General features: G+C 41.0%; 26 protein-coding genes. 3 read left to right on the forward strand and 23 right to left on the reverse strand.

Going from position 1 to position 26,321, the window contains the following annotated elements; translation table 11 throughout:
• Positions 1–10 precede the first annotated feature (10 nt).
• From CVS86_RS10250 to ileS, 16 genes are all read right to left on the reverse strand, one after another.
• The gene (locus CVS86_RS10250; protein WP_234399239.1) at positions 11–259 is read right to left on the reverse strand and encodes a hypothetical protein; all 249 of its coding nucleotides are present in this window, start codon (positions 257–259) and stop codon (positions 11–13) included.
• 18 nt (positions 260–277) lie between these two features.
• Entirely contained in the window at positions 278–619 is a 342-nt protein-coding gene (locus CVS86_RS10255; protein WP_234399240.1) for a hypothetical protein, read from the reverse strand.
• An 81-nt stretch (positions 620–700) separates the two neighbouring features.
• Positions 701–1,792 carry a succinyl-diaminopimelate desuccinylase gene (dapE, locus tag CVS86_RS05975; RefSeq protein ID WP_107791290.1) on the reverse strand — a complete coding sequence of 364 codons (1,092 nt, stop codon included), beginning with the start codon at positions 1,790–1,792 and terminating at the stop codon, positions 701–703.
• Positions 1,792–3,702: an EAL domain-containing protein gene (locus tag CVS86_RS05980; RefSeq protein WP_107791291.1), complete on the reverse strand. Its 1,911-nt coding sequence runs from the start codon at positions 3,700–3,702 to the stop codon at positions 1,792–1,794. Before CVS86_RS05980 ends, dapE begins: the two co-directional genes overlap by 1 nt.
• A gap of 90 nt (positions 3,703–3,792) precedes the next feature.
• Positions 3,793–5,994, reverse strand: a complete 2,202-nt coding sequence (locus CVS86_RS05985; protein ID WP_199906526.1) for an endonuclease MutS2 — start codon at positions 5,992–5,994, stop codon at positions 3,793–3,795.
• Positions 5,991–6,335 carry a hypothetical protein gene (locus tag CVS86_RS05990; RefSeq protein ID WP_103642542.1) on the reverse strand — a complete coding sequence of 115 codons (345 nt, stop codon included), beginning with the start codon at positions 6,333–6,335 and terminating at the stop codon, positions 5,991–5,993. Before CVS86_RS05990 ends, CVS86_RS05985 begins: the two co-directional genes overlap by 4 nt.
• Positions 6,329–6,646: a hypothetical protein gene (locus CVS86_RS05995; protein ID WP_107791293.1), complete on the reverse strand. Its 318-nt coding sequence runs from the start codon at positions 6,644–6,646 to the stop codon at positions 6,329–6,331. Before CVS86_RS05995 ends, CVS86_RS05990 begins: the two co-directional genes overlap by 7 nt.
• The gene (gene murC, locus CVS86_RS06000) at positions 6,646–7,953 is read right to left on the reverse strand and encodes a UDP-N-acetylmuramate--L-alanine ligase (RefSeq protein ID WP_103621072.1); all 1,308 of its coding nucleotides are present in this window, start codon (positions 7,951–7,953) and stop codon (positions 6,646–6,648) included. Before murC ends, CVS86_RS05995 begins: the two co-directional genes overlap by 1 nt.
• An 86-nt stretch (positions 7,954–8,039) precedes the next feature.
• Complete coding sequence (locus tag CVS86_RS06005) at positions 8,040–8,393, reverse strand: MmcQ/YjbR family DNA-binding protein (RefSeq protein ID WP_107791294.1); 354 nt, start codon at positions 8,391–8,393, stop codon at positions 8,040–8,042.
• A gap of 3 nt (positions 8,394–8,396) precedes the next feature.
• Positions 8,397–8,957 (reverse strand): DNA-3-methyladenine glycosylase I, encoded by a 561-nt coding sequence (locus CVS86_RS06010; protein ID WP_107791295.1) that lies wholly within the window; start codon positions 8,955–8,957, stop codon positions 8,397–8,399.
• Positions 8,954–9,748, reverse strand: a complete 795-nt coding sequence (locus CVS86_RS06015) for a carbon-nitrogen hydrolase family protein (protein ID WP_107791370.1) — start codon at positions 9,746–9,748, stop codon at positions 8,954–8,956. The genes CVS86_RS06010 and CVS86_RS06015 overlap by 4 nt, the downstream gene beginning before the upstream one ends.
• Positions 9,741–9,932: an exodeoxyribonuclease VII small subunit gene (xseB, locus tag CVS86_RS06020; protein ID WP_004317712.1), complete on the reverse strand. Its 192-nt coding sequence runs from the start codon at positions 9,930–9,932 to the stop codon at positions 9,741–9,743. The genes CVS86_RS06015 and xseB overlap by 8 nt, the downstream gene beginning before the upstream one ends.
• A gap of 3 nt (positions 9,933–9,935) precedes the next feature.
• Entirely contained in the window at positions 9,936–11,042 is a 1,107-nt protein-coding gene (gene metX, locus CVS86_RS06025) for a homoserine O-acetyltransferase MetX (protein WP_107791296.1), read from the reverse strand.
• Positions 11,042–12,490 (reverse strand): IMP dehydrogenase, encoded by a 1,449-nt coding sequence (gene guaB, locus CVS86_RS06030; protein ID WP_107791297.1) that lies wholly within the window; start codon positions 12,488–12,490, stop codon positions 11,042–11,044. Before guaB ends, metX begins: the two co-directional genes overlap by 1 nt.
• A gap of 4 nt (positions 12,491–12,494) precedes the next feature.
• The gene (gene gatA / locus CVS86_RS06035) at positions 12,495–13,853 is read right to left on the reverse strand and encodes an Asp-tRNA(Asn)/Glu-tRNA(Gln) amidotransferase subunit GatA (RefSeq protein ID WP_107791298.1); all 1,359 of its coding nucleotides are present in this window, start codon (positions 13,851–13,853) and stop codon (positions 12,495–12,497) included.
• A 99-nt stretch (positions 13,854–13,952) separates the two neighbouring features.
• Positions 13,953–16,709 carry an isoleucine--tRNA ligase gene (gene ileS / locus CVS86_RS06040; protein ID WP_107791299.1) on the reverse strand — a complete coding sequence of 919 codons (2,757 nt, stop codon included), beginning with the start codon at positions 16,707–16,709 and terminating at the stop codon, positions 13,953–13,955.
• A 95-nt stretch (positions 16,710–16,804) separates the two neighbouring features.
• Here ileS and CVS86_RS06045 point away from each other — a divergent pair, with 95 nt between their 5' ends.
• The 3 genes from CVS86_RS06045 to CVS86_RS10265 all read left to right on the forward strand — a co-directional run bounded on the left by CVS86_RS06045 (position 16,805) and on the right by CVS86_RS10265 (position 18,999).
• Positions 16,805–17,902 (forward strand): CinA family protein, encoded by a 1,098-nt coding sequence (locus CVS86_RS06045; protein WP_107791300.1) that lies wholly within the window; start codon positions 16,805–16,807, stop codon positions 17,900–17,902.
• 243 nt (positions 17,903–18,145) lie between these two features.
• The gene (locus tag CVS86_RS10260) at positions 18,146–18,763 is read left to right on the forward strand and encodes a hypothetical protein (protein ID WP_413784223.1); all 618 of its coding nucleotides are present in this window, start codon (positions 18,146–18,148) and stop codon (positions 18,761–18,763) included.
• Complete coding sequence (locus CVS86_RS10265) at positions 18,673–18,999, forward strand: hypothetical protein (RefSeq protein ID WP_413784224.1); 327 nt, start codon at positions 18,673–18,675, stop codon at positions 18,997–18,999. Before CVS86_RS10260 ends, CVS86_RS10265 begins: the two co-directional genes overlap by 91 nt.
• A gap of 222 nt (positions 19,000–19,221) precedes the next feature.
• Here the strand turns inward: CVS86_RS10265 and CVS86_RS06055 are convergent, their stop codons facing one another.
• From CVS86_RS06055 to CVS86_RS06085, 7 genes are read right to left on the reverse strand one after another with little or no spacing between them, the layout of a single operon-like run.
• Positions 19,222–21,450, reverse strand: coding sequence for a hypothetical protein (locus CVS86_RS06055; RefSeq protein ID WP_107791301.1), 2,229 nt, complete (start codon positions 21,448–21,450; stop codon positions 19,222–19,224).
• A complete protein-coding gene (locus CVS86_RS06060) occupies positions 21,447–21,965 on the reverse strand; it encodes a LolA family protein (RefSeq protein WP_107791302.1) in 519 nt (172 codons plus the stop codon). Before CVS86_RS06060 ends, CVS86_RS06055 begins: the two co-directional genes overlap by 4 nt.
• The gene (locus CVS86_RS06065; RefSeq protein ID WP_103643012.1) at positions 21,962–22,390 is read right to left on the reverse strand and encodes an acyl-CoA thioesterase; all 429 of its coding nucleotides are present in this window, start codon (positions 22,388–22,390) and stop codon (positions 21,962–21,964) included. The genes CVS86_RS06060 and CVS86_RS06065 overlap by 4 nt, the downstream gene beginning before the upstream one ends.
• The gene (locus CVS86_RS06070) at positions 22,387–23,997 is read right to left on the reverse strand and encodes a glycosyltransferase family 2 protein (protein ID WP_107791303.1); all 1,611 of its coding nucleotides are present in this window, start codon (positions 23,995–23,997) and stop codon (positions 22,387–22,389) included. The genes CVS86_RS06065 and CVS86_RS06070 overlap by 4 nt, the downstream gene beginning before the upstream one ends.
• Entirely contained in the window at positions 23,994–25,550 is a 1,557-nt protein-coding gene (locus CVS86_RS06075; RefSeq protein ID WP_103643014.1) for an AMP-binding protein, read from the reverse strand. Before CVS86_RS06075 ends, CVS86_RS06070 begins: the two co-directional genes overlap by 4 nt.
• On the reverse strand, positions 25,540–26,085 hold the full coding sequence (locus CVS86_RS06080) for a hypothetical protein (protein WP_107791304.1): 546 nt from the start codon (positions 26,083–26,085) through the stop codon (positions 25,540–25,542). The genes CVS86_RS06075 and CVS86_RS06080 overlap by 11 nt, the downstream gene beginning before the upstream one ends.
• Positions 26,075–26,320 (reverse strand): acyl carrier protein, encoded by a 246-nt coding sequence (locus CVS86_RS06085; protein ID WP_103573561.1) that lies wholly within the window; start codon positions 26,318–26,320, stop codon positions 26,075–26,077. Before CVS86_RS06085 ends, CVS86_RS06080 begins: the two co-directional genes overlap by 11 nt.
• Position 26,321 lies beyond the last annotated feature (1 nt).

Here is a 26,321-nt window from a genome sequence, read left to right on the forward strand (position 1 = left end):
TTAGCCATCTTTAGTGGCTAAATTTCTCCAAAAATTTAACTTCAAAATTTATAAGCAAAAACCTACAAAAGCAGTCAAATTTAATTACGATTTTTTGGTAAAAATTCAACGTAAATAGCGTAGATATGAGGGTTGTTACGGCATACGGGGCAAAAGGTGTGATGCCAGCTCCCATCTGCACTAGGTGTTTGCCAGGGCAGCCGTAGCTTAGGCTAAAGCAAAGACCAGCGAGTGTCATGCCAAGAAAATTCCAAAGCATATCATTGTGAGCGATAGGTTAAGTTTCAAAGCCAAATTTGTATTGATTTAGCACCAAATTTGTTACGCTTGCGCAGACGATGATAGAGATGACGCCATAAAACATCGAAAAGTCACGCTCGAAAATTTTGCTTATTGCGCCAACTGAGCAAAATTTACTTCTTTGCATAAATGCGCCGATGATGACACAAATAAACGAGTTAAATAAATTTGCATGCTGTGAGCCTGGACCTTTTTCTGAGCTAAATAATGCGCCATTTTCGCCAAGTTTTAGACCAAAGATAAGTGCTATCAAAAATAAAATAGCAATGATAGTTGGCAAAAGTCCTATCGCCTTTGTAGTAGTTTCGCTCTCAGGCAAAACGTAGCCATTTTTTGAAAATTTATTCTAAAAAAACGCTAGAAATGGCGATTAAATTTAACTATTTAATAATAAAAGAGATTAGCGGAAATTTTCTATAAGTTCTTTAAAAACTTCATAAAGTTTATTTACTTCGCTAATGCTGACACGTTCGTTTTTGGCGTGTATGCGATCGTTTATTACACCAAATTCTATCGCGTCTACGCCAAATTCGGCAAAGTGTCTTGCATCGCTCGTGCCGCCCTTTGTGTTTAAAAGTGGCGTAACGCCAGTGATCTTTGTGACAGATGCCATTAAATTTCTTACGATCTTACTATCTTTGTTTGTTAAAAATCTCTTCGAGCTTTGCTTTATACTAAGCTCGTAACTAAGCCCATCTAAAACGCTTCTAAGATAGCTCTCAACGTCATTTGCGTCAGTTAAATTTGAGTTTCTAACGTTAAACATTATGCTAAGCTCGCTTGGCGTGACGTTGCAAACTTGCATGCCACCACGAATGTCCGTCACCACGATCTTGCTTGGGCTAAAAAACTCGCTCCCTCCGTCCATATCGTGATCAGCTATCTTACTTAAAAGTGGAGCTATTAAATTTACTGGATTTACACATTTTTCTGGGTATGCCACGTGGCCTTGAACGCCCTTTATCACGATCTTGCCATTTATCGAGCCACGTCTGCCGACCTTTATGCTATCGCCAAATTTCTTATCACAAGTTGGCTCAGCCACGACGCAAAATTTTGGCAGATCCCCTATCTCACGCAGATATTCAAGTGCCAAAGGCGTGCCATAAGTGCCATCGCCCTCTTCGTCACTTGTTAAGATGAGGCTTAGCTTGCCATCAAATTTAGCCTCTTTAGCAGCACAAACAAAGGCAGCCACGCCGCTTTTCATATCCTGCGCGCCCCTTGCGTAGATGTAGCCATCTTTTTCAAGTGGGCTAAATGGTTCGCTCTCCCAGCCATCTCCTGGTGGCACGACATCGACGTGTCCTGCAAAGGCTAGATGCTCGCCGTCTCCATAAATTTTAGAAAGTATGAGATTTTTTGTGCCGTTTTTTTCTATAAATTTAGCCTCAAAATCAGGCAAAAATTTAGCGATAAACTCCAAGCTGTCTGCATCATCTGGCGTGATAGAGTGAAATTTTAAAAGCTCTTTTAAAAAGCTAACTACCACTAAAACGCCTTTTTAGAAGGAAGTCCCAAGTAAAATCCCTGGAATTCGTCGATGCCTATCTCCTTACAGACGTTAAAGATTTCTTTAGAATGAACATACTCTGCGATCGTTTTTATGCCAAGATCCTTTGCAAATGCCACGATCGCGCTTGCGATGGCGTATGAGTCTTTATTGATATCAATGTCTTTGATGATAGAGCCATCGATCTTCACGTAGTCTGGCTTGATTTTTATGATGTAAGAGAAATTTGAGTAGCCAGAGCCAAAGTCGTCGATCGCTATCATAGCACCCATGCTCTTTGCTCGCTCGATAAAGACTGAGACGCGCTCAGCACTCTTTAGCTCCTCGTCTTCAACTATCTCAAAAACTATCCTGCCAGCGACATTGTGCTTGTTTAGTAAATTTAAAACCAGCGCAGAGACGTCGCCATCTATCATATCTCGGCTGCTTAAATTTATAGAAAGAACCAAATTTGGATCTTCAGTGAGGTGCTCAAAGCACTTTTTAATCAGCTGTTTTTCAAGGTCTGCGTAACGCTTGATACGCTTTGAGATATCCAAAAATACGCTTGGTGAGATGACGTCGTCGCGGTCTAAAATTCTTATTAAACATTCATATTTTATAGGGATCTTTTTCTCGTCAAATATCGGCTGAAAATACGGCACGATGTTGTCATTTATCGTAGCGTTTTGGATAAGCTTTGAGCGCTCGATCTGATTTGCGTATTCATCTTTTTGACTTAGCCCTTTAAAGTAGCAAACATAGTCTTTATCAAGCGTCTTAGCTGATTTTAGCGCGATGGTCGCCTTTCTTAAGGTCTGGTCGCTATCAAGCGCAAAGCCTATGGTGTTGTGAATTTCTATATCATCGACCTCTACGCCGTTTTCATCTTTTATGCTAAGCATCCTGCCTTTAAAGATATCTAGTAAATTTTCAGCAAGCTCTTCGTATCTGTCAATAAAGTCGTTATTATCTTCAACCAAAGCAAATCTGTCCGCCTCGATACAATAAGCCTTCATATTCTCATTTTTTGCAAATTCTTTGATGAGATTTGCCATCTGTTTTAGTATCTGGTCACACACGTATTTGCCGTAGTAGTCGTTCATCTTGCCAAAATCATCGATATCCATAAGTATCACTTTTGGATATTTATACTCGCTCACATCTTTTATGAGTGCTGCCTTGTTAAAAAGTCCAGTCATCGGATCGATGTATAGCCTCTCTTTTAGTTCAGCGATCTTAATAGTGCTCTCTTCTTTTACTTTTAGATAGTCAAATTTGATGTTTAGATACTTAAATACAAACCAAAGACAGACCGCAAGCCCCAAAAATAGACCGATCGAGCTTAAGATCAAAGTGACAGTCATGTTTTTCATCAGCCACTGAAAATAAAATGGGTCGCTAGTGCCAGTTATCCTTTGATCTATATGCGCTTTAAAGCCTAAAATATATTCATTTACTGCGACAAACATACATACTTTAGCACTATTTTCTGGCAAAATTTCAGCCTTGAAATAATTCTTTTGAAAATCATGTGAATAGATGTCGCCACAGCTCTTGTCTTCGTAGTCTTTATTTACGAGGCTTTTGTCTGACGATGCCTCTATCTTAAAGCCATTTTTGCCATTTTCTTTTAGTAAAAAGACATCACCAAAGGCGGCATTGCTTATGTAATTTTGAAAATCTAAGACACTAAATTTACTTATATTTTTAAAGTAATTCACATATTGATCTGTTAGATACTCAGTCTTTTTTTTGAGGCCAAAGTTGTTTGTAGAGAGCGCATTATTGTATTTATATGAATAGACAGTTAAATTTTCAATTACAAAGAAAGCAAAAAGCAAAACCACGACCAAAGTGACGGTTTTAACCATACTAAAGTGCTTTTTTTGCGATTCGTCGCTTGGCATAAAGTTTAAACTTCCTTTCTTAAATTTTTCTAATAGATTATATCTAAGCTAAATAAAAAATTTCTTTCATTTTTTAATTAAAAATTTAGCTCAAAGTTTAACGATCTTTGCACCATATCCGCCTTGATTTGCCGGTGCATCATGAAATTCTTTTACGCTTGGATGCTCTTTTAAGAAATTTTTAACAGCAAAAGCGAGCTTGCCAGTGCCGATGCCGTGAAATACGCTAACCTCATCAAATCCCATAACAAGACTATCTGAGATAAATTTATCAAGCTTTGCTATCGCCTCGTCAGCTCTCATGCCGTGCAGATCAAGCGAGAGCGAGGCAGTTTTTGGCTTATCTACACTTAAACTTACGCCACCTTTTTTAGGCAAGACTACTTCGTTGCCATTTTTTCTTAAAAGCTCCAGTGGCACGCGCAGATTTATACCATTTGACTCGATCATAGCGTCATTTTTAGAGATGCTTAAAACCGTGCCTTTTATATTTTCATACTTTACTCTATCGCCTACTTTTAGGCTCTCACGCTCAGTTTTCTTAGGCTTAACGATAGCGGCTTTTTTCTCATTTGCCACATTTAGCGCCCTTTGTTTATCTTTTATCTCTTTGAAATTTATAACAGCTTTTGCCGCATTTATCGCTTCATAATACTCTTTTTCAAGGCGCGAAATAGTCGCATTTAGCTTGATCTCATTTCTCTCTTTTAGCTCTTTTTGCTCTTCAAGCAAGCGCTCCAGCCGCTCCTCTTTTGCCGTGACCTCTTTTATCCCCTCATCAAGCTTGGTTTGTAAATTTAGCGTCTTTGTGATGATCTCGTTTAAATTCTCTTTATCTTCGCCGTAAATTTTCTTTGCCTGCGCCACTAAATTTTGAGATATGCCGTATCTTGCCGCCGTTTCAAAGGCGTAAGACTTGCCGATCGTGCCCTTTAAAAACTCAAATTTAGGTCTTTGAGCTGCCTCATCGTAAAGTGCCGCCACTAGCTCAACCTCTGGGTTTTTAGCTAGCAACATCGCAAGGCGCTTGTGGTGGGTCGTGATGATCATTTTGATATCTTGAGTGATGAGACGCTCTATCATGACGCCATACAAGCTCGCAGCCTCCTCAAAGTCGGTGCCAAGCTCGATCTCGTCGATGCCGATGATGATCGATTTTTTAGTAAAAAGCTTTGCAAAATGCACCATCCTGCCAGCAAAGGTCGAGATGTCGTTTTTCACACTTTGCGGATCTTCTATGATCGCGTCAAATTCTTTAAAAGAGCCGATCGTTGAGCGGTTTGCGTCGATACGCATAGGCAGCAGATACTTTGCAAGCAGCGTGGCTGAGATGATTGATTTTAAAAGCATCGACTTACCGCCAGCATTTACGCCGGTAATGAGAAGCACCTTTTTGCTAAAATCCACACTCACACTCTTTGGGTTTTTTAGCGCTGGATGGGCAAATTTCTCAAGTTTGATAACGTGTGAGCTATTTGGTAAAACAAACTCATAGTCACGCGATCTAGCCAAATTTACACGAGCTTGATATGCGTCAAACTGATCAAAAGCGTTATTTATAAATTTCAAAAAGAGCAGGCTCTTGCTCATCTGCAGGCTAAATTTCTTGCAGTGCTCAAAAATGATCTCCTCTTTTCTATCAAGCAGCTCGCTTTGCTCCTTTTTTAGGCGCTCGGTGCTTGCAGGTGCGACGTAGAAGTAGCCGCCCGAGCTTCTAGCGATGACGGTGCCTTTTAGGGCGTGATTAAAGCCGCCACGCACCAAAAGTGCCTCTTGCGAGTTGATGTAGTGCGTCTGGGTATCGACTAGATAGGGCGTGATGTGCTTTGAGTAGATGAGCTTTTTAAGCTCGGCGTCGATCTGGCGCTTTTTCTCGCTAAACGCCTGCTTTATAGCGTAAAATCTCTCATCCACGCTGTCGCTAAACTCGCCGTTTTCATCAAAGCTGTTTGCCATCTGGCTCATCGCTTCAGGAATTTCAACCTTTGCGATCCACTCACCAAGCCTGCCTTCAAATTTTTGCTTTTTTAGATATGAAAAATACTTAATGATCTTTGCAAACTCGTAAATTTCGCTGATGTGAAGCACTGCTTGCTTGCTAAGTCTCATAAGTGCATCATCAAGCTCTTTTATCTCGTCGGGTGCCTTAAAATCATACTTTGAAAGCTCGTTTATATTTTCAAAGTGGATTTTGCTGTCGCCTTGTAAAAATAGCGGTTTTTGCCTTGCTAAAAATGAGTTAAATTTCTCTAAATACTCGTTCAGATCGAGCTTTGCAAATATATCGTTCATTGCTCGCAGCTCGTTATAGGCACGATGACGCCTGAAAGTTCGCTAAATTCTCGTTTTGGCAAAAATGACGCCGTGCCAAATTCGTAGTTAAATTTCTCAGCGCTCACGTTGTATTCGCCACATTTTAGTGTTTTACCCTGCTTAAAGTCAGTCACTAGCTTTGAGATGGCGTCCTCGTTTTTTGATAAATTCTCTTCATAAAAATATACACAAACAAGGATCGCTACAAGCACCGCGCTAACGAGCGCTTTTATACTTTTGCTGATCTTTTCATCTTTTATCGCCCAGATCGCTCCAAAAAGCAGCATCACGCCAGCGATTATTATCAAATTTCTTACCATTTTACGCCTTTATACTTTGCGATGAGCTCCTTGTAAATCTCAGCATGAGGCTTGATCTTTTCTAAAATTTCAGCTCTAACCTCGCTGATATCTTGCTTTTCAACCAGCAAGCAAACGGCTAGATACGGGGCATTTGGCAGCATATCTTTTATCTGAGCGCTATTTAGCTTTTGTGACCTTGCAAGGGCTATTAAAATATCTTTTTTGCCTAAATTTATAAGGCTAGAAATTTCATCCTCGCTTAGCTCTTTTTCTTTTATCTCTTTTAAAATTTCATTTTCATCTTGAGGCTTAAAACTACTTAGATCCATTAATATCCGCCTCTTAGTTGCACGCTGATATCGCCCGCTCCAAAGCCAACTACGATGCCGTCACTTAGGCGGTTTTTCACGCCAAATTCATCTGTAAATTCTATCCCCTCTTCAACCCTCTCGACCTTGTCTGTAAAGATCGGGTTATACTCGCTAAATTCGCTCTTCATATCAACTTCGATAGGATTTTCTCCAGCTGCATAAACTGGCAAGATGACAAGCTCATCAACGCCTTTAAAGCACTCTTTAAAGCCAGGTAAATTTGTGCTAAGTCTTGTGTAGCGGTGTGGCTGAAATATCGCTGTGACGCTGTTTATACCTAAAATTTTGGCGTATTCAAAGACTGATTTTAGCGTCGCTTTTATCTCGGTTGGATGGTGCGCGTAGTCGTCTATTAGGACGAAATTTTTATTTGCACTAAGTATATCAAAACGCTTTTTGATGCCTTTAAAATTTAGTAAATTTTCTCTTATATCTTTAAGCGGCGTCTCGTGCATCGCAGCAAGGATAGCCAAAGATGCGTCTATAGCGATGTGCTCGCCCATGCCAAAGGCTTCAAATTTGCCTAAATTTTTAAGGTTAAAACTGGTGTATGGCTGATAGTCTCTTACAACCATCGTAAGCTCGGTGATATCGGTGCTTGGATAAAGCCTGATCGCGTCAAGCTTAAGCGTGCTTAAAAACTCGTCCTCAGCGTTTATCACTCTAACTTTTGCACGCTCCAAAAAGCCCTTGTAGGCTGCGTAAAATTTAGCTAGATCGTAGTCGTAGTGCTCCATGTGCTCTGGCTCTGCGTTTGTGACGATGGCTAGATATGGGTTTGAGTTTAGAAAGCTAGAATCACTCTCATCAGCCTCAAATACGACGTTGTCGCTTTTGGCGTAGCGCATATTTGAGCCAAACTGCTTTGAGATGGCGCCGATGATGACTGAGCCTTCTATTAGGCTTGCTAGCATCGCTGAAGTAGTACTTTTGCCGTGCGCGCCAGCAACTGCAAAAACGCACTTATCTTCAAGCACATAAGGCAAAATTTCTTTTCTTGAAAAGCACTTTATGCCCTTTCTTCTAGCCTCCACTAGCTCGATATTATCCTCTTTTATCGCAGCTGAATAGACCACAAAATCTTGGTCTTTTATCGCCTCTTTGCAGTGCGGCGTGATGACCTCGATGCCTTCATCTTTTAGCTCAAGCGTCGTCTTGCTCTCTTTGATGTCGCTGCCGCTTATCTTGTGGCCTTTTTCGTGTAAAAATCTAGCGATGGCTGAGATGCCGATGCCACCGATGCCTATGAAATGGACTTTTTTGATCTCGTTGTTTAGCTCTTGCAAATTTTATCCTTAAGTTTTTCGTGATTTTAACAAAAACTACTAAATTTAAGGCTGAAAAATGGCTTTTATTTGCTTAAGCTAAAGCTCTCTTCTATCAGGTCAAAAACGGTTTTTTGCGAGATTTTGGAGTTTAAATTTACGCTTATCCAGTGCTTTTTATTCATGTGATATGCTTTAAAAATTTGCTGCTCATCAACTAGCACCATGGCTAGATCTGGGCTACATTTTAGATTTAAAACCTCGATCATCTCGTCACTTTCAAGACCAAGCTTGCTATCGCTTAGCTGCATAAGTAGCGCAAACCACTTCTTGTTTTTCTTGTGACGAAAGACGCTAAATTTTGGATATTTTGGAAAAATTTGCTCACCTAAAATGCCAAATTTCTCTTTTATATATTTTTTAATCTCGCTTCGTTTCAAATTTCACTCCGAAATTCCTTTACAAAAGCACTCATTTTCGTGATCATCAATGACGCCAACGCCTTGTAAAAACGAGTAGATGATCACAGCGCCTACAAATTTAAAGCCACGCTTTTTCATATCTTTTGAGATGCGCTCTGAGAGCTCGCTACTTGCTGGCATGTCCTTAGCGCTTTTTATGTCGTTTATCACGCGCTTGCCATTTGTAAATTTATAGATGTAGTTATAAAACGAGCCAAACTCGGCACAAAGCCCTAAAAAAGCCTTGGCATTTTTTGGCAAAGAGTAAATTTTAAGGCGGTTTTTGATCGCTCGATCGTCGCTTAAAAGACTTTGAAGCTTTGCCTCGTCATAGCTAGCGATCTTTTTTGCGTCAAAGCCGTCTAAAATTTGAGCAAGCCCAGCTCTTTTTCGTAGCACATAGTCCCAGCTAAGGCCTGCTTGAAAGCCCTCTAAAATGAGCATTTCAAAGAATTTCTTATCATCTTTGACCACCCTGCCCCACTCATAGTCGTGATAACTCTTGCTAAATTCGCTCTTTTTGGCCCAGGCGCAGCGTTTCATCTTTTAAATTTAGCCTCTATCTGCATAAAGCCCCAGGTGCTTCTAGCCTCGCTAAGCTCCTTTTTACTAAGCTCATCTATCATCATCTCTTCATTTTTGCCAAGTCTGTTCTTAACCTCGCCAAATGGGCTAATGAGCATCGAGTCGCCGTAAAAACTCCATTGCTCGTCCTCACTCTTGTGGCTCCCCACGCGATTTACGCGAAGCACATAGAGGTTGTTTGTAAAGGCTCTAACCTTTAAAAGCTCCTCCCAGCGCGCCTGAGAAAAAAACGTGCAAGCCGTTGGCACAAGCACGATATCGACCTTTTTAGCGCTCATATAAGCCCAGCAAACGTCAAAGTGCGCCTCGAAGCCAAACATGACGCCAACCTTAAATTTATCGTAGGTAAAGATAGGTAAATTTAGCTCCTCGCTTGCGTTGCTAAAAAATTTTGCCTCATTCCAATGCGCGTAAGGCATGAGAATTTGCTGGTCATATAGCTTTACTTGCGTTTGGCTAAATTTAGCTAGGCTCTTATAAATTTCTTTGCCTTTTAAATTTATGATAGGTGCGATGATGTTTAGATCATACTTTTTTGCCATCGCAAATAGCGCCTCTTTTTTGCGCTCGCTCTGCTCTTTTATGAGGCTTTTTGGCATGGTGGCAAGCTCTTTAAAAAAGCTATTTAGCACGTATTCGCCAAGGACAACCAGCCTTGCGTTTTCGTCCGCGCAAATTTTAAGGTAATAATCAAGCCTCGCCTCGCTTAAGGGCTGCGTTGGTAGCTGAAGGGCACAAATTTTACTCATCATCCACCTGCTTTATGCTAAGTTTTGCATTTTCTAAAATTTCTCTTGCTTCATTTAAGAGCTTTTTGCCCTGCTCGTGCAGCTTTATGCTGTTTTCTAAGCTCACATCATCTTTATTTAGATCGTTTAAAATTTTATCTGCAAGGGCTAATTTCTCTTCAAAACTTTGCTCTTTTTGCTCCATTTTCTATCCTTTTAATATATTTTTTATATATCCATCAAATTTTTCTATCTCGACCAAAAAGGCGTCATGGCCGTAGTTGCTATCTATCTCTACAAAATTTGTCTTTGCGCCTCTGCCCATCTCGCAAAGTGCGTCGTAAATTTCTCTCATGCAGCACGGCGGAAAGAGTAGATCGCCTTTGAAAGCGATTAGATGCAGATTTGCTTTGATCGGCGCAAGGGCGTCTTTTAGGCTATCGTAGTGCCTTGTGCAGTCAAAGATATTCATCATCTTTACGATGTATAGGTAGCTTAGCGGGTCAAACCTTTTTGGGAAGTTGTAGCCGTTATACTCCATGTAGCGATCGACCTGAAAATGTCCAAAAAGATCGTAAAGGCCGTCGGTTTCGACGTAGTTTCGTCCAAATTTTTTATCCATGCTATCAGGGCTTAAGAAGCTGATGTGCCCTGCCATCCTGCCGTAAGCCATGCCTTTTAGTCCATTTTTTCTTATAAATTCTGCGTCGTATTCGCCGTTTTTGAAATTTTCATCGTTTAAAATGGCTTCGATGGCGATTTTATTAAACGCTATCGCCCAAGGCTTAGTCTGATAGGTGCTTGCAAGCATTATGATATCTTGCGCAAACTCTGGAAACTCGATAGCGTAGCAAAGTGCCTGCATACCGCCAAGACTGCCACCTATCACAGCTCTTGCCCTTGTGATACCAAGCTCGCCAAATAGCCTCATCTGCGCCTTTACCACGTCGCTTATGGCAAGGACTGGGAAATTTAGCCTATACTCTTTGCCGCTACTTCGATCAACGCTTAGCGGCGAGGTCGAGCCAAAGCACGAGCCTAAGATATTTACGCAAATAACGTAAAATTTATCCGTATCGACCGCCTTTTTGCTGCCTATTAGCCCGTCCCACCAGCCAGCTTTCTCATCGCCTGCGTATGTGCCAGCTGCGTGGTGTGAGCCAGTTAGGGCGTGGCAGATTACGATAACGTTGCTTTTATCAGCATTTAGCGTGCCGTAAGTCTCATAAATAAGCTTGAAATTTGATAGCATACGGCCACTCTCAAGATAGAGTGGCTCGTTAAATTTAATAGTTCTAGTTTGCAGGTCTAACACTAATTAACTTTGTAGTTTGGTGCCTCGTGAGTGATAACTACGTCATGGACGTGGCTCTCTTTTAGTCCTGCGCTTGTTATCTCGACAAATTCAGCTCTTTCTTGAAGAGTTGGGATATCTTTTGCGCCGACATAGCCCATAGCGCTTCTTAGGCCGCCTATTAGCTGATGGATTACATCTTTTATGCTGCCAGCAAATGGCACACGGCCTTCTATACCTTCAGGCACAAGCTTGTCTTGAGCGGTGCCTTCTTGAAAGTAGCGGTCCGAGCTGCCCTTTGTCATAGCGCCTATTGAGCCCATGCCACGATATACTTTATACTGGCGACCTTGGAATGTTATAAGCTCGCCTGGGCTCTCTTCGCAACCTGCAAGTAAGCTACCTGCCATAACGCACGCTGCCCCTGCTGCAAGGGCTTTTGCCACGTCGCCTGAGTATTTTAAACCACCGTCTGCGATAACTGGGATGCCATATTTCGCTGCTTCGCTTGCACAGTCGTCAATCGCTGAAATTTGCGGTACACCAACGCCAGCAACGATCCTTGTGGTGCATATTGATCCTGGTCCGATGCCCACTTTTATGCCGTCCGCTCCTGCTTCTGCTAGGTCTTTTACGGCTGCTGGGTTTGCGATATTGCCAGCTACGACATCGACTTTAAAATTTGCCTTTACCTCTTTTAAAGTGTCGATGATGCCCTTTGAGTGGCCGTGAGCTGAGTCAATGACTATGACATCTACGCCAGCATCAACAAGTGCTTTGGCACGGTCTATCTGACCCACGCCAATAGCCGCAGCCACGCGAAGTCTGCCATAGCTATCTTTGTTTGCGTTTGGATACTCTTTGCGTTTTTTTAGATCTTTTATGGTGATAAGGCCGTCAAGTCTGCCGTCTTTATCGACGATAGGAAGCTTCTCAACTCTATTTTGAGAGAAAATTTTCTCCGCATCATCAAGCGTGCAGCCCTTTGGTGCAGTGATAAGCGGTGCTTTTGTCATGCGGTCTTTTACCAAAACGCTCATATTTGTCTCAAATCTCAAATCGCGGTTTGTTAAAATTCCTATTAGTTTGCGGTCTTTGTCGATGACTGGAACGCCTGAAATATGAAGATCCGACATAAGGCTTAGAGCTTCAGCCACGGTCGCTTCTGGATTTATAAAGATAGGATCGATGATGACGCCACTTTCACTTTTTTTAACGCGCTTGACCTCTTTTGCTTGGCTTTCGACGTCCATATTTTTGTGGATGACGCCGATACCGCCGAGCCTTGCCATCATGATAGCAGTTCTATGCTCAGTCACCGTATCCATCGCAGCAGAGACGATCGGGATATTTAGCGTGACATTTTTGCTGATCCTGGTTTTTACATCAACTTGCTTTGGCAAAATTTCAGAGTATTGCGGCACAAGAAGCACATCCTCAAATGTTAAAGCTCTCTTTACTATCTTCATATTTTTATCCTTTTATTAAATTTTCTAGGCTCTTAGCACCATTTATCAAGGTCTGTTCGTCCCACGCTTTTGCGATGAGCTGGGCGCTCACATTTAAATTTTGATCATCTTTGCCAACTGGCACAGAGATAGCTGGTAGGCCTGCTAAATTTACGCTGATCGTGTAGATATCGCTTAGATAGGCTTGAAGCGGATCGCTGTGTGCTCCAAATTTATAAGCTGTGCTTGGAGCAACTGGCATGAAGATAAGGTCATTTTCTTCTAAAATTTTCTCATATTGAGCTTTTATATGCGCTCTTGCTTTTTGCGCTTTGATGTAGTAAGCATCGTAGTATCCGCTACTTAGCACAAATGTACCAAGTAAAATTCTCCTCTTCACCTCTTCGCCAAAGCCCTCTGAGCGCGAATTTACATATAGTTCTTTTAAATTTCTAGCATCTGCGCGTCTGCCGTATCTTACACCATCGTAGCGGCTTAAATTTGCGCTTGCCTCTGCGGTTGCGATGATGTAGTAGGCAGCGACGTCATATTTTGAGTCTTCAAAATTTGTGTAAGTTACGCTGTGTCCGTGTGATTTTAGCTTTTCAATAGCTAAATTTAAAGAAGCTTTTGTCTGCTCACTTGCGTTTTCTACGTAATTTTTGATGACACAAATTTTTAGTTTTTTCTCGCTATCTATCTTATCGCTAATGCTCACAAACGGCACATCTGCGCTCGTGCTATCTTTTGGGTCGTGTCCAGCGATAGCATCATATAAAATGGCAGCGTCTTCTACGTTTTGAGCGATAGGTCCTATTTGATCAAGGCTGCTTGAGTATGCACCAAGGCCGTATCTACTCACTCTGCCGTAAGTTGGCTTAAGTCCCACACATCCGCAAAATGCCGCTGGTTGGCGGATCGAGCCACCAGTATCGCTACCAAGTGCGGCTACTGCAAGGCCAGCTGCGACTGCTGCTGCTGAGCCGCCGCTACTGCCACCTGGGACGTGAGCATGATTTAGTGGGTTTAGTGTTTTGCCGTAAAATGAGCTCTCAGTCGTGCTTCCCATCGCAAATTCATCCATATTTGTGCGGCCAAATGGAGCTAAATTTTTGCCAAGTAGCTTTTCGATGACAGTTGCATTATAAGGTGCTACGTAGCCTTGTAAAATTTTAGAAGCACACGTGATGTTCCAGCCTTTTACTTGGATGTTGTCTTTTATAGCGATAGGTACGCCCTCGCCTAGTTTTGCGATATCTAAATTTGCTAGCTGCTCGACATAAGCACCAAGCTCTTTTTCTTTTATGATCTTCGCCTCAAGCTCGGCTCTTAAATTTCTTATCTCTTCAGCTGAAAATTTCAAAGCTTCTTTTAAAGTTACCACTATTTTTATCCTTTAAATTTATTAACCAAAAATATGCCAAACAAGCTAGCAACGACCACCGCAGCGATCGTTGCGACTATAATAGTTGCGCTTACTGGCTCACTTAGCACTTATGACCTCTTCACATCTTGGGCATAGCGCGTCTTCTTTGCTAGCGTTAAATTTCCAGCATCTTGGGCATTTGTGAAGATTGCTTGCTATGATCTTAAATTTATCACCCTCAAGCTCAAACTCGGCTAGTGGCTCGCTATCATCATAAGCTCTAACTGAGCTTACCATGTAAAGATCGGCCACTTCGCGCTCGTCGTAGCTTGTGATGTTGTGGTTTGTGGTCTCTAGGCTTAGCTCCAGAGTTGATTTTATCTTTTTGTCCTTCTTAAGAACATCCACGATCTCGTTAAATTTCTCCCTGCTAGCAAAAAGTAGCTCATCTTCAAAGCTAAGATCAAATTTTATTGGCTCATAGACTAGATCAAACGCGTCTTTTGCGTCGCCTTTGATGATCTTTGGAGCGTAGTCCATCACCTCATCAACTGTGTAAGTAAGCGTTGGAGCGATGAGTGGCAAAAGTGCCTTTGTGATGATCGCCATAGCGCTTTGAGCTGATCTTCTTCTTGGAGCGTCTTTTGCGTCGCAGTAAAGTCTATCTTTGCATACATCAAGATATACGCCGCTAAGATCGGCTGATAGGAAATTTAAAAGGATGTTAAAGCCCTTTGAAAAGTCATAATTTTTAAAGCAAGCGCTCGCCTCATCAAAGACCTTTTTAGCGCGTGCTAATATCCATTTATCAAGGATGTTAAACTCTGTATTTAGGCTCTCAAGGTCATTTACGTTTGCTAGTAAAAAGCGTATAGTGTTGCGGATTTTGCGGTATTGCTCGCTTATTTGCTTTAATATATCTTCGCTTATCTTTAGGTCACTTGAATAATCACTCATACCAACCCAAAGGCGTAAAATTTCTACGCCGTGAGTCTTAGCCACGTCTTGTGGAGCGATGACATTGCCCTTACTCTTGCTCATCTTCTCACCCTTAGCATCAACAGTAAAGCCGTGAGTTAGGATGCTCTCATAAGGTGCATGAGAATTTATGGCTGTGCTTACTAGAAGCGAGCTTTGAAACCAGCCGCGGTGCTGGTCTGAGCCCTCAAGATACATGCTTGCAGGGTATTTGCCAGCGTCGTAGTTGTCACTTTGCAAGACCGCATGCCACGTCGAGCCGCTATCAAACCAAACGTCAAGGATGTCCATAACTTTTTCTAAATTCTCAGCCTTGTATTTTGAGCCCTTTGGTAAAAGCTCGTCTATGCTTAGCGCCCACCACGCATCAGCGCCTTTTTCTTTGAAAATGCCTGCGATGTGGTCTAAAATTTCACTATCAAATATAACTTCTTTTGTCGCTTTGTCTCTGAAAAACGCGATCGGTACGCCCCAGTCACGCTGACGAGAGATACACCAGTCTGGGCGATTTTCTATCATAGAGCCTATTCTTTTTATACCAACGCTTGGATAAAATTTAACCTTTTCAAGCTCCGCACGTGCTGTTTGTCTAAGCGTTTTGCCGCCTAGTTTTGCCTCGTCCATAGCTATAAACCACTGCTTTGTAGCTCTATAAATGACAGGCTTATGCGTTCTCCAGCAAAATGGATAAGAGTGTCTAAATTTAGAGACGCTAAGTAAGCTTTTGCCAAGTAGCTCTAAAATTTTCTCATTTGCTTTAAAGATGTGCATACCGACAAACTCGTCTACCACGTCACTTCTAAATAGTCCGTGATGTTTTATGCTCTCATCGTAGCAGCCACCGTCATCAACTGGCATCAAAATTTCACTAAAACCATATTTCAAACATACGTAGTAATCGTCCTCGCCGTGTCCTGGAGCTGTGTGAACAAGTCCAGTGCCGCCGTCCATCATAACGTGATCGCCCAGTAAAAATCGCGACTTTCTGCCGTTTAGCGGATTTATCGCGTGAGCGTTTTCAAGTAGGCTTGATTTAAACTCTTTTTTTATCTCGCCCTTGCTTAGGCCACTCTGCACAACGCTTTCAAGCAGAGGCTTTGCAAAGATCAAATTTTCAGCTGTTAGGACGTAAATTTCATCTGGATTTAGGCTTATAGCTTGATTTGCTGGAAGCGTCCAAGGCGTAGTCGTCCAGATGGCAGCGCTTGCCTCTTTTACGCCAAGCTTTTCTAGCGCGTCGCTATCAAGACCAAAGGCTACATAAATAGAATAGTCCTCTTTTTCCTCATACTCAACCTCAGCCTCAGCTAGCGCCGATCTAGCTGCCCAGCTCCAATAAACTGGCTTGCTTCTCTCTACTAAAAGCCCCTTTTTAGCGATCTCGCAAAGCGCTTTGTAGATGTCAGCCTCAAACTCAAATTTCATCGTCATGTATGGATTTTCAAAGTCGCCGATGATGCCAAGGCTTTTAAATTCATTTCTTTGAATATCTATAAATTCTCTCGCGTGCTGTCTGCAAAGCTCCCTGATCTCGACCTTGCTAAGCTCTTTTTTCTTATCGCCAAGCTTTACTTCGACTTGCTGCTCGATAGGCAAACCGTGGCAGTCCCAGCCTGGCACGTAACGGACATTTTCACCGTAAAAATAGTGCGTTTTTGTAATGATATCTTTTAAAATTTTATTTAACGCGTGACCGATGTGTAGGTGGCCGTTTGCATACGGAGGGCCGTCGTGGATGTTGAAGTTTTTAACCGCATTTTGGCGATTTTTCTTCATTTTTTCATAAACCTTGCGCTCTTCGTACCATGATTTTAGTCTTTGTGGTTCATTTTGTGGGAGATTTCCGCGCATCGGGAAATTTGTCTCTGGGAGTAAAAGTGTCTCTTTGTAGTCCATTTTTTACCTTGATTTTAAAATTTGCTAATTTTACACCTGTGCTGGTTAAATCACACTGAAAAATAGTATAATGAGGCAAAAAAAGGAGCTTAAAAATGAGACAAAGTATCTTGATAATAGGCGAAGATCTTGAGATAAATAGAGAATTTCTAAACTACATTTTTCAAAGTTACGAGGATCATTTTGGCGAGCTTGGAGTGGTCAGTTTTGCTCCAAAAAATAGCAAAGAGCTGCCTTTTATCATCGAAAATTTATCAAAAGATTACGACTTTGTAAGCATTTTTGGCTCGGATGAAAATTTTGCCATCGCCGCAAAGATCGTAGCGACGCTAACTGGGGGCTCGCTCGAGCTAAAAGATAGCACGACACTTGCGCTTAAAGATAGCTTAGACTACTCTAAAAATAGCTTTTTAGCCAGTCTAAATAACGCTCAGATAAATCTCATAAAAGCTAATCCAAATGAAGAGCTAGGCGAGTTTCTCACCGAGTACGAGCCTGATTTTAGCTACTTTCATCTAATAGACATCGATGCAGATAGCGCGAAGATCCTTATGCTACCACTTGCTAAAACTTATGAAGTTGATATCACTCTTGCACAGATCCTGCCAAATTTGATACTAGTAAGGGCAAAAAGCAATAAATTTGGCCAGATCGAGAGCTTTTTACAAGGGGTAAAAACGCTATTTTCGCAAAAATTTATCCCGCAAAAAGATGTGATCAAATTTGTAGCAAAAAAGCTCATGCAAAAGGGGCTTAAAATTTCATTTGCTGAGTCTTGCACGGCTGGGCTTGCGGCGGCTAAATTTGCAAGATATGGCGGCATCTCAGCTAGCTTTGATGGCTCTTTGGTGACTTATGCAAATCACATAAAGCACGAGTGGCTGGGCGTTGAGGATGAAATTTTAGATACTTACGGAGCTGTGAGCGAGCCTTGCGTAAAAGCAATGGTAAAAGGCACGCTAAGCACGACAAATGCGGACTTTGCGCTTGCTATAAGTGGCATAGCAGGACCTGGTGGGGGCACAGCTAGCAAGCCAGTTGGCACGGTATATGTCGCAGCTGGCGATAGAAGCGGCAACATCGAGGTTGAGAGGCTACTTTTTAAAGGAGATCGCAACTACGTTAGAGAGCAAAGCGTACTAAGCGCCTATCTATGCCTACTTCGTCTAAAAAGCGAGATATTTTTCGCGTAAATTTTATCTTTCTAAAAATAGCACTAAATTTAACCGGCCAAAAACGTAGAGGTGATCTTAAAAGCCAAATTTAGGTGGCTAAAAATGTTTAAAAAAGATACTTCTACTCTCCATTGGTGTGTTATTTGCATGTTATGCGACGTCAGCTGAGATAAAAGCTTTGAGTGCAGAGCCAAATTTTGGTAGATACGACAGCAAGCAAGTCGCCACAAAAGATAGGCAGAACTTGATAAATACGCCAAAATGGGCGGCTACGTCATCTATGTGGATGGGCTCATAGACCTTAGCAAAGGCAAGATCCCACAAAATGGCAATAGCGATGGGCTGGATAAATTTATAAGTGAGATTAGCGGTGGCGAGTTTAGCTCTTATGCCAAATTTATGCAGGCTTACGGTGCTTCATGTCGTGCAAATTTAGACGGTTCGCAAGATCCAAAGTTAGCAGCGCTTCGCAAAAATTTAGCCAACGAGTGGAAAAAGCTCATCGTAGTGCCGGTAGCTAGCAATACCAAGGTAATCGGCTTAGGCGAAAACTCAGGCATAAAAGGTGGCTCATTTTTACTAAAAAATATCCGAAATATCGCTATCCGCAACATATTGATTGAAGATGCTTTTGATCCATTTCCAGATATACAAAAAAATGACGGCTTTAATGCGCAATATGACGGCGTCAGCATAGAGTCAAGCAAAAACATCTGGGTAGATCACTACCATTTTAAGGACATGGTTGAGCTTAGCCATGTGCATTTAGCAGGCGGAGAGCTTACCAAATGGCAGACTTACGACGGAACTGTGCGAGAGATAGTGCAGCTATCACGATCTCGCACAATATCTTTGGAAACCACGACAAAACGATACTAATAGGCTCAAAAGACTCAGATGGCAGTAGCGAAACAAGGACGATAACACTCGCTTACAACATTTTTGACAACTGCGCACAACGCCTGCCTATGGCACGCAATGCAAAGGTGCATGTCTATAACAATTTTTACGACTCAAAAGATGGCTTTTATAACCAAAAATACGCTGTTGGCGTGCGTTTTATACGCTCAAAACAACTACTTTACAAATGGCGTCAAGATAAGCTACAAATGTAACAAAGACACCATTTTTGAAAGCGGCAAATAGAGCTTTCTAAAAAAGGTAGCGTTTGTGAAAAGCTAACTAAGCCACCATTTGAGCCACCATATAAATTTGAACTCATTCAAGCCTCAAACGTCCAAAACGATGCAAAGAAAAACGCAGGCAGTAGCAAACTAGCCGTTATAAAATAAAACCAAAGCCCTAAGCTAGCCAAAATTTGAGGTATGAAAACAAAGCTAAATTTTTATATTTTTACAAGATAAAACGCTAGCACATAGCCCATATATCAGCACGCAAAGGCTAACGCTTAGTCCAAAGACGCTAAGAGCGGTGGTCTGGCTAAACGAGAGTGTGAAAAACGAGATAAAACTCGTGATAAATGCGCAAAATATCCCATAAACTCGCTCTTTTTCGCTAAGACTCTCATTTAGCGCAAATATCATGTAATCAATCCCAACAGCGCTTGCAAGGATGAGCCCAAAGACGCCAAAAATGCTTAAATTTACGCCAAAAACGGCAAGGATAAAGAGTGTAAGAAGCACGCCAAAGATGATGACGCCCATCACAAGTGCCGATATAAGCGCACTAAAATAAACCCACAGCAGTAAAAACGCGATCACAAGCGCTGCTATTTTTAGCTTTAGAGCTAGCTCTTTTGCCTGCGTTAGGCTCTCATTTAGTGATCTAGTGAAATTTAGGCTAAAAGCGTTGTAGCGCTCTAGCACCTCATCACTTTGCGCCCCTTTTACAAAGCCACTCGCGTAAGCCACACTTGCATTTTCATCAAGGACAAATTTCTTAAAATCCTTCATAGATTTGAGAGCTAAAATTTCACCAACACCAAGCTCTTTTTCGCTCAAAACCTTTAAAATTTCACTTCGCACTTCATCTTTGCTAAAGCCAAATTTCTCATAAATCGCGTAAATTTGCTCATCGTCAAGTGCCTTTTTAAAGGCCTCTTTTAGCTCATTCTGCTCGCTTTTACTTAAAAACATATCGCTTAGCGAGCTCTCATCTTTTATCAAATTTCTCTTTTTTAGCTCATCTAAAAGGCTCTTTTCGTTTCCTAAAATGTCGCCGCTAGATCTTGTCACTATCATCGTGTTTTGGTTGTTGCCAGTTAGACTTAAGATATAAGAAGAGTCCGCTAGCAGGCTCTTTGGCATATTTGAGTAGTCTTTTACGTTTTCGCTTTTTGATAAATTTTTAAGGTCAAATCCAAGAAAAATAGTTAGTAAAACAAGCGAAACCGCTAGAAATTTAGCCCCCAAATGCCTTGCAACCGCGCCTGAGAGCTCGCAAAATTTAGTTAAGAACGCGTCAAAAACCTTTGATCTATAAAATTTCACCCCCTCAAAGACCAAAGGCATAAAAAAGTAGCTAGCTAAAAAGGCAGCAACTAGCGCAAATGCCGAAAAGAGCGCCACTTCTTTAAGTAGCCTAAGATCAGAAAAAGTAAAAGCTAGATAGCCACTAAGCGTGATAAGTAGGCCTAGCAAGAAAATTTTTAGCATATTTTTTATGCTGCTAGCCCTGATCGCTTCGCCCTCGTTTTTGCTAAGCCAGTGCAAAATGTAGTCAAACATGAGGCCAATGAGGCTCGTGCTTATTAAAATAGTAAGGATATTTAGTTCATTTAGGCAGAGCAAAGTGCCTGCAAATGCCACGCTAAAGCCAAATGCAGCTATAAATATCACATAAAAAATTCGTAAATTTCTAAAAGCAAGTATCAAAAACATAGCGGTCAAACTAAGCGAAACAGCGCTCACATAAAGGCTCTCGCTCTCATTTTTTTGCTTTGAAAATGCCTGATAAAGGGCGCTTGAATGCACAAAAAGCTCATTTTGCCCAATTTTTAGCGCTTCTAGCTCATTATAAAAATTTATTAGCCCCTCGCTCGAAGCTCCCTTTTTTAGCTCGCCTTTTAGCAAGAAAAAGCTCTTTTTGCCGTCTTTTACCTCAAGCATGAGATCTGCTAAATTTAAGCTCACATTACCATTTTTTGCGCTAAAGCCGCTACTTAGCGAGAAAAAATCATCATTTACATTTAAAAGTCTAAAACTAAAGCTGTTAAAAATTTCCTCTGCGCGTTTTTTGAAAAAGGCGTTTTTATCGTTTTTTAAAAGCTCTAAATCACCCCTACTTAAAAGTGCGATCTTTGAGCGGTTGATGTCACTTTTTATATCATTTAAATTTACGTCAATCTTCGCCTCAAAGCTCTTAAAAAGAGAGCTTTTTAATGCTAAGCTTTGGATGTTTTTGGCTAGCTCTTTGGAATTTACTAGCACTAAAAAATTTGACGCCATCTCATCTTGCACCTCTTTTAGCACCTTTGCCTCTTTGGCGTCTTTGAAATTTATCAGCGAAAAGATGTCGGTTTGGACGTTTTTTAGGCTCGCAAGCGAATATCCAAGCGAGGCTAAAAAAACAAAGATAAAAGCCAAGATCGTGGCTAGTTTTTTCATTTTATACTAAACTCATTTAGTGTTTTATCGCCACTTACCTCATCAAGCTCGATCTTTTTTACCGCCTCATCGCCACTTATCTTTATGGATTTAAAAATTTGTTTAAAGAGTAAATTTTTAGGGTTTAGCTCTATACTCCACTCTTTTAGGCTGCCGCTTGTTTTTATATCAAATTCTTTTCTAAGCTCGCTCTCATCGAGGCTGATGATAGCAAGAAAGAGCTTCTCGTCAAAATTTGCCGTTGTCTTTTCAAGTTTGCCATTTTCGTTTTTAAAAATGCCATCTTTATTTATAAAAACCTTTGAAACTACAGGCTCAAGCGTATCCCAGTAAAGTCCGCCCTTTTCAAGCTTAAACTCGCCCGTGCTTTTTATGCTTTTGTTAAAGCCAGCCAGGCTCTTTATCTGCGTGAAATTTCCGCTTACGCCATCTGTTCTTACTATATTTTTAAGCTCAGCTAGCTCATAGCCAAAGCAAGATATAAAAATGGCTAAAAAAAGAGCTATTTTTCTCATCTTTTCTCCTTTTCATTATAGGCTTTAAGCGCCTTTTTTAGGGTGTCTGGCATCTCAAAGCAAGTTTGCAAGCTATTCATCTCAATGACAGCTTGCGCGGTATTTGCCTCGCTTAGTTTTTCGCCCTTTTCATTTTCTATAAGGTAGTGAAATTTCAAAAAAGTTTCACACTCGCTAAGCGTCGTAGTGACCTTTATGACGTCGTTAAAAAAGGCTGGGCGGACGTACTTTACGTCAAGCTTTACGATAGGAAAGGCGTAACCATCTTTTTTCATAGCGATGTAGTTGTATCCTAGCTTATCAAGTAGCTCGCAGCGCGCTATTTCTAGGTACTTGACGTAGTTGCCGTGCCACATCACCTCCATGCTATCAACGTCAAAAAACGCCACTTTAAACGTACTAACGTGTGAAATTTTCACTCTCATCTCCAAAAATCAAAAAAGTTAAACCACTGCGACGGGCTCTTGCAAGCCCTTGCTTCAAGCTGCCTTACATAGCTTTGCACGTATGGCAGGACGCTTGCCTTGCGGTCGCGACCTAGTTTTATCTCATCAGCAATATCGCTTAGTTCGATGTCAAATTTATCGCCATTTTTTACGCACCAAAGCGCGCTCATTTTTACTCCCAAAATCCCAGCTAGCAAGTATGGGCCGTAGTTAAATTTAGCCTCCTTGCCAAGAAAGCTAAGCCTTATAAATTTATCTCCATTAAGCGGTGTCCTATCGCCCATTATGCCGATATTTACGCCATCTTCAACCGCCTCTTTTAGCTCAAGCATAGCAGCCGCGTCGAGCTTTTCAACGCTGATTAGTTTGATCTGCCCCTTGCTGATCTGCTCTAAAATTTTATAAAAATTCTCACTTCCCTTGCTATAAACCAAGATGATCATGCGAAAATTTGGCGATCTAAGTGAGAGCGCCTTACAAATTTCTACATTTCCAAGATGGCTTGTAAGCACGATCCTGCCACGCTTAGAGGCTTCAAACTCATCTTTTATGCTATTAAATTTACTAAACTCTAGTTCGCTTTCAAGCACACCATTTTGCCAGATACGAAATTTATCACATATTGCTATACCAAAGTCATAAAAGTTACTAAAAACGCTAGTTTCCGGCTTTTTGCCGCTAAATTTCTCTACATTTAAAAGAAATTCTCTTATATTTTTTCTCTCAACTTTTGAAAAGACGTAGTAAAAGCAAACGACGATGATAACGATAGGTTTTATGAGAAATATAGGCAAATTTCTAGTTAAAAATAGGCTAACTCTAAGAAAAAATTCGTTCGATCTCTCGCCCTGTTGCCACCATATGTACTTCTCTTTACCAGTGATCTTGCCAAGCAAAAATGGCACTAAACTAAAAAAATATCTTGCATGCATGAGGCTTATTAGCGCGTTATCTTTTAGCATTTTAAAGTGCGAAACACCGCCAGCCTCGTATCTTACTTTTAGTGCTATCCACTTGATCTCTACGCCAGATCTTATGGCATTTACCAAGATCTCCATGTCAAATTCCATCCTATTTGAGCTGCTTTGGAGGGTCGCGTTCTCAAGCTCTTTTAACGGATAAATTCTAAAGCCACACATCGCGTCTTTTATGTCAAAATTTAAAGAGTTGATCTTGACCCAAAAATTTGTGATCTTTCTGCCATAAAACCTCGACTTTGGCGCGTCTTCGCCGTAAATTGGATCAGCCATGATTAGATCTCTTGGATATCTTTTGCTAAGCTCCAAAAACTCCGCCACCTCACTTATGTCATGCTGAAAGTCAGCGTCGATCTGAAACGCGTGCGTGTAGCCATTTTGCAAGGCGTGCCTAAAGCCATCTTTTAGTGCAGCTCCCTTGCCGCCGTTTTGCTCTCTTGTTAAAATTTCTACGTCAAATTCGCTCAAATTTTGTAATGCCTTTTTTGATGCCTCGTTTGAGCCATCATCGACTATCAAAATGTGTAGATTGTATCTTGCAAGCGCCTCACAAAGGGCTTTTATCTTCTCTGGATGGTTGTAAAATGGTATGAGAAAGAGCGTCTTCATAAGCCCAGCTTTATCCTACCGCCAGCACTCTTGGTGCCGTTACAAAATATCTCAAAGTAAATCTTCTCATCTCTTTGCGAAATTTCTATGCAAAGCTCGTCATTTGGCCTTACAAATTTTAAAAATTTCAAATTCTCCACCACATATTGATCGCCTATTTCTACGCCAAGCTCTCTTGCAAATTTAAATACAAAATCAAGTTGCACAAAGCCAGGCAAAAGCGGTAAATTTGGAAAATGCTCCATAAAAATGCCAAGTGCAGGGCTAAGCTTTGTCTTAAATTTATAAATGCCCTCTTCGCTACTTTTATCCCAAGAAAGCTCCTCGTTTTTTTCTAAAAGTAGCTTAAAATTTGCCTTTAAAAACTTGCCCTGAGCGTTTTTACAAAGAGAGCTAACGATCTTAAAATATCTAACACTATTTTTAAACTCAGGCCTTAAAAGCTCATTTAGCCTTGCTACAACGCCCTTTTTACCGCTATCTCTAAAGAGTTTCACACCCTCGTCGCTAAGCTCCAAAAGCGCAGCTAGACGCTTAAATTTAGGATGCGTGTCGCAGTAGCAGTCTTTTATAAGCCCGCTTTCAAACATTTTATTTTCGATACTTATTAGATTGACCCTTTTGTCATTTAGCTTAACGATCCTATCGATCCTGCCTTTTAGCGTGAGCCTGCTGCCATCTATCTGCGCCCAGTCGCTAGTTTGGAAAAACTCGCACCACGGCGAGCTCACATTTAACGCCTCATCCTCGTTTAAAGCAGCCTTTACCTTACTAAAAAGTAAAAGCTCATCACCTAAATTTCTAGCAACTATGCCAGTTTCGGTGCTACCATAAATTTCAATTATCCTAGCGCTACTTAAGCTTTCTATCTTTGCTCTTAGCTCGCTCTTTAATGCAGATCCCGCACAGATAATATTTTTTAGCCCTGAAATTTCAGCTGCTCTTGGGCTAGAAACTAGCGTTTGAAGCAGGACTGGGCTTGTTACAAAGCTTAAATTTGTAAGGTCAAGCTCAAAGATCGCCTCTGGGTAGTTTAGCTCCTTGCTAACGGCCTTTGCGCCAGAGATGAGTGGCAAAAAGACTTTAAATGTAAGGCCAAACATATGCTGGTGCGAGACGCTAGCAAAAAATTTATCCCCCTTATTAAATCCAAGCTCATCTTTTAAAAATAGCCCCTCATCTATCATCGCGCCAAGTTTTTTTGGGATATTTTTGCTATTTCCTGTCGAGCCTGAGGTCTGAAGGAAAAATGTAGAATTTTGATCAAATTTTAGCTCCATGCTCTTGCTAAAGTCTAAAAAATCACCAAAATTTTCATCATTAATGACAAATTTATCACCACTATATATCGGCTTTGCAAGCAAGATAGGTTTTACGCCAACCCCAAGCGCTCCAAAAAAAGCTGCGCAAAAGTCAAAGCTCTGGCTTAAATAAATTTCTATCTCGCTTAAATTTTTCTCTTTTAAATTTGCCCCAAAAGTAGCCGCATACTCGTAAAGATCCTTGTTTATATCCACAAATTTAAATGCCTTTAGACAATTTTTAAAATCCATTTTCCCTCTTTAAAATAAAAATTTTACGATATAAAATTTCGCCAAAAAACAAAACTCCCATCAAGATATAAGATACAAATGAGCAGTAAATGCTCCAGTAAATTTTATCCTCAAACTGCGCCAAAACAAAGGCAAAAGCTGCGTTAAAAACAAAAAACCAGCACCAAATTTTAGTTAGACCTCTTGTGTAGCTAACGACTTTTTCATCTATATTTTTCTCTTTTAGCCTAGCAAGCCTTGTTATGACCGCCTCGCCCTTTAAGCTGTAAAAAAATACCGCCAAAAAGCCAAGACTTACGATACTTGGGTATAAAAGCGCTAAATTTACACTTCTAAAAATAGCACAAACCGCAAAAAATAGCCCAGCCGCTAAGCAAACCTGCCTTGTTTTACCGCTTTCAAAATAAGCCCTAGCCAGCCAAAGAGCGCAAAGAGCGCAAAAGATAAATATTGCACCCTTTTGCCAAAAAAATAGCACCAAAGGGTAGGCGATGCTTGCTAAAACTAGCGCTACTTTTACTATCTTATGCTTCAAATTTCTTTGCAACGGCTTTTACGATATCATCAAGCGTTTTTACGTTTTTAAAGTCCTCTGGCATCAGTCTATAGCCAGTTTGGCGCTTGATGTAATCAATCATATCAATAGCATCTATACTATCTATCTGCAAGTCCTCATATATCCTAGTTTCAGGCTTTATCTTGCCCTCGTCTATCTCAAAAAGCTCGATCAAAGCCTTCTTTAAAATTTCAAAAATTTCTACTTCGCTCATT

The sequence above is a fragment of the Campylobacter concisus genome (assembly GCF_003048605.1).
Lineage (GTDB): Bacteria > Campylobacterota > Campylobacteria > Campylobacterales > Campylobacteraceae > Campylobacter_A > Campylobacter_A concisus_BM.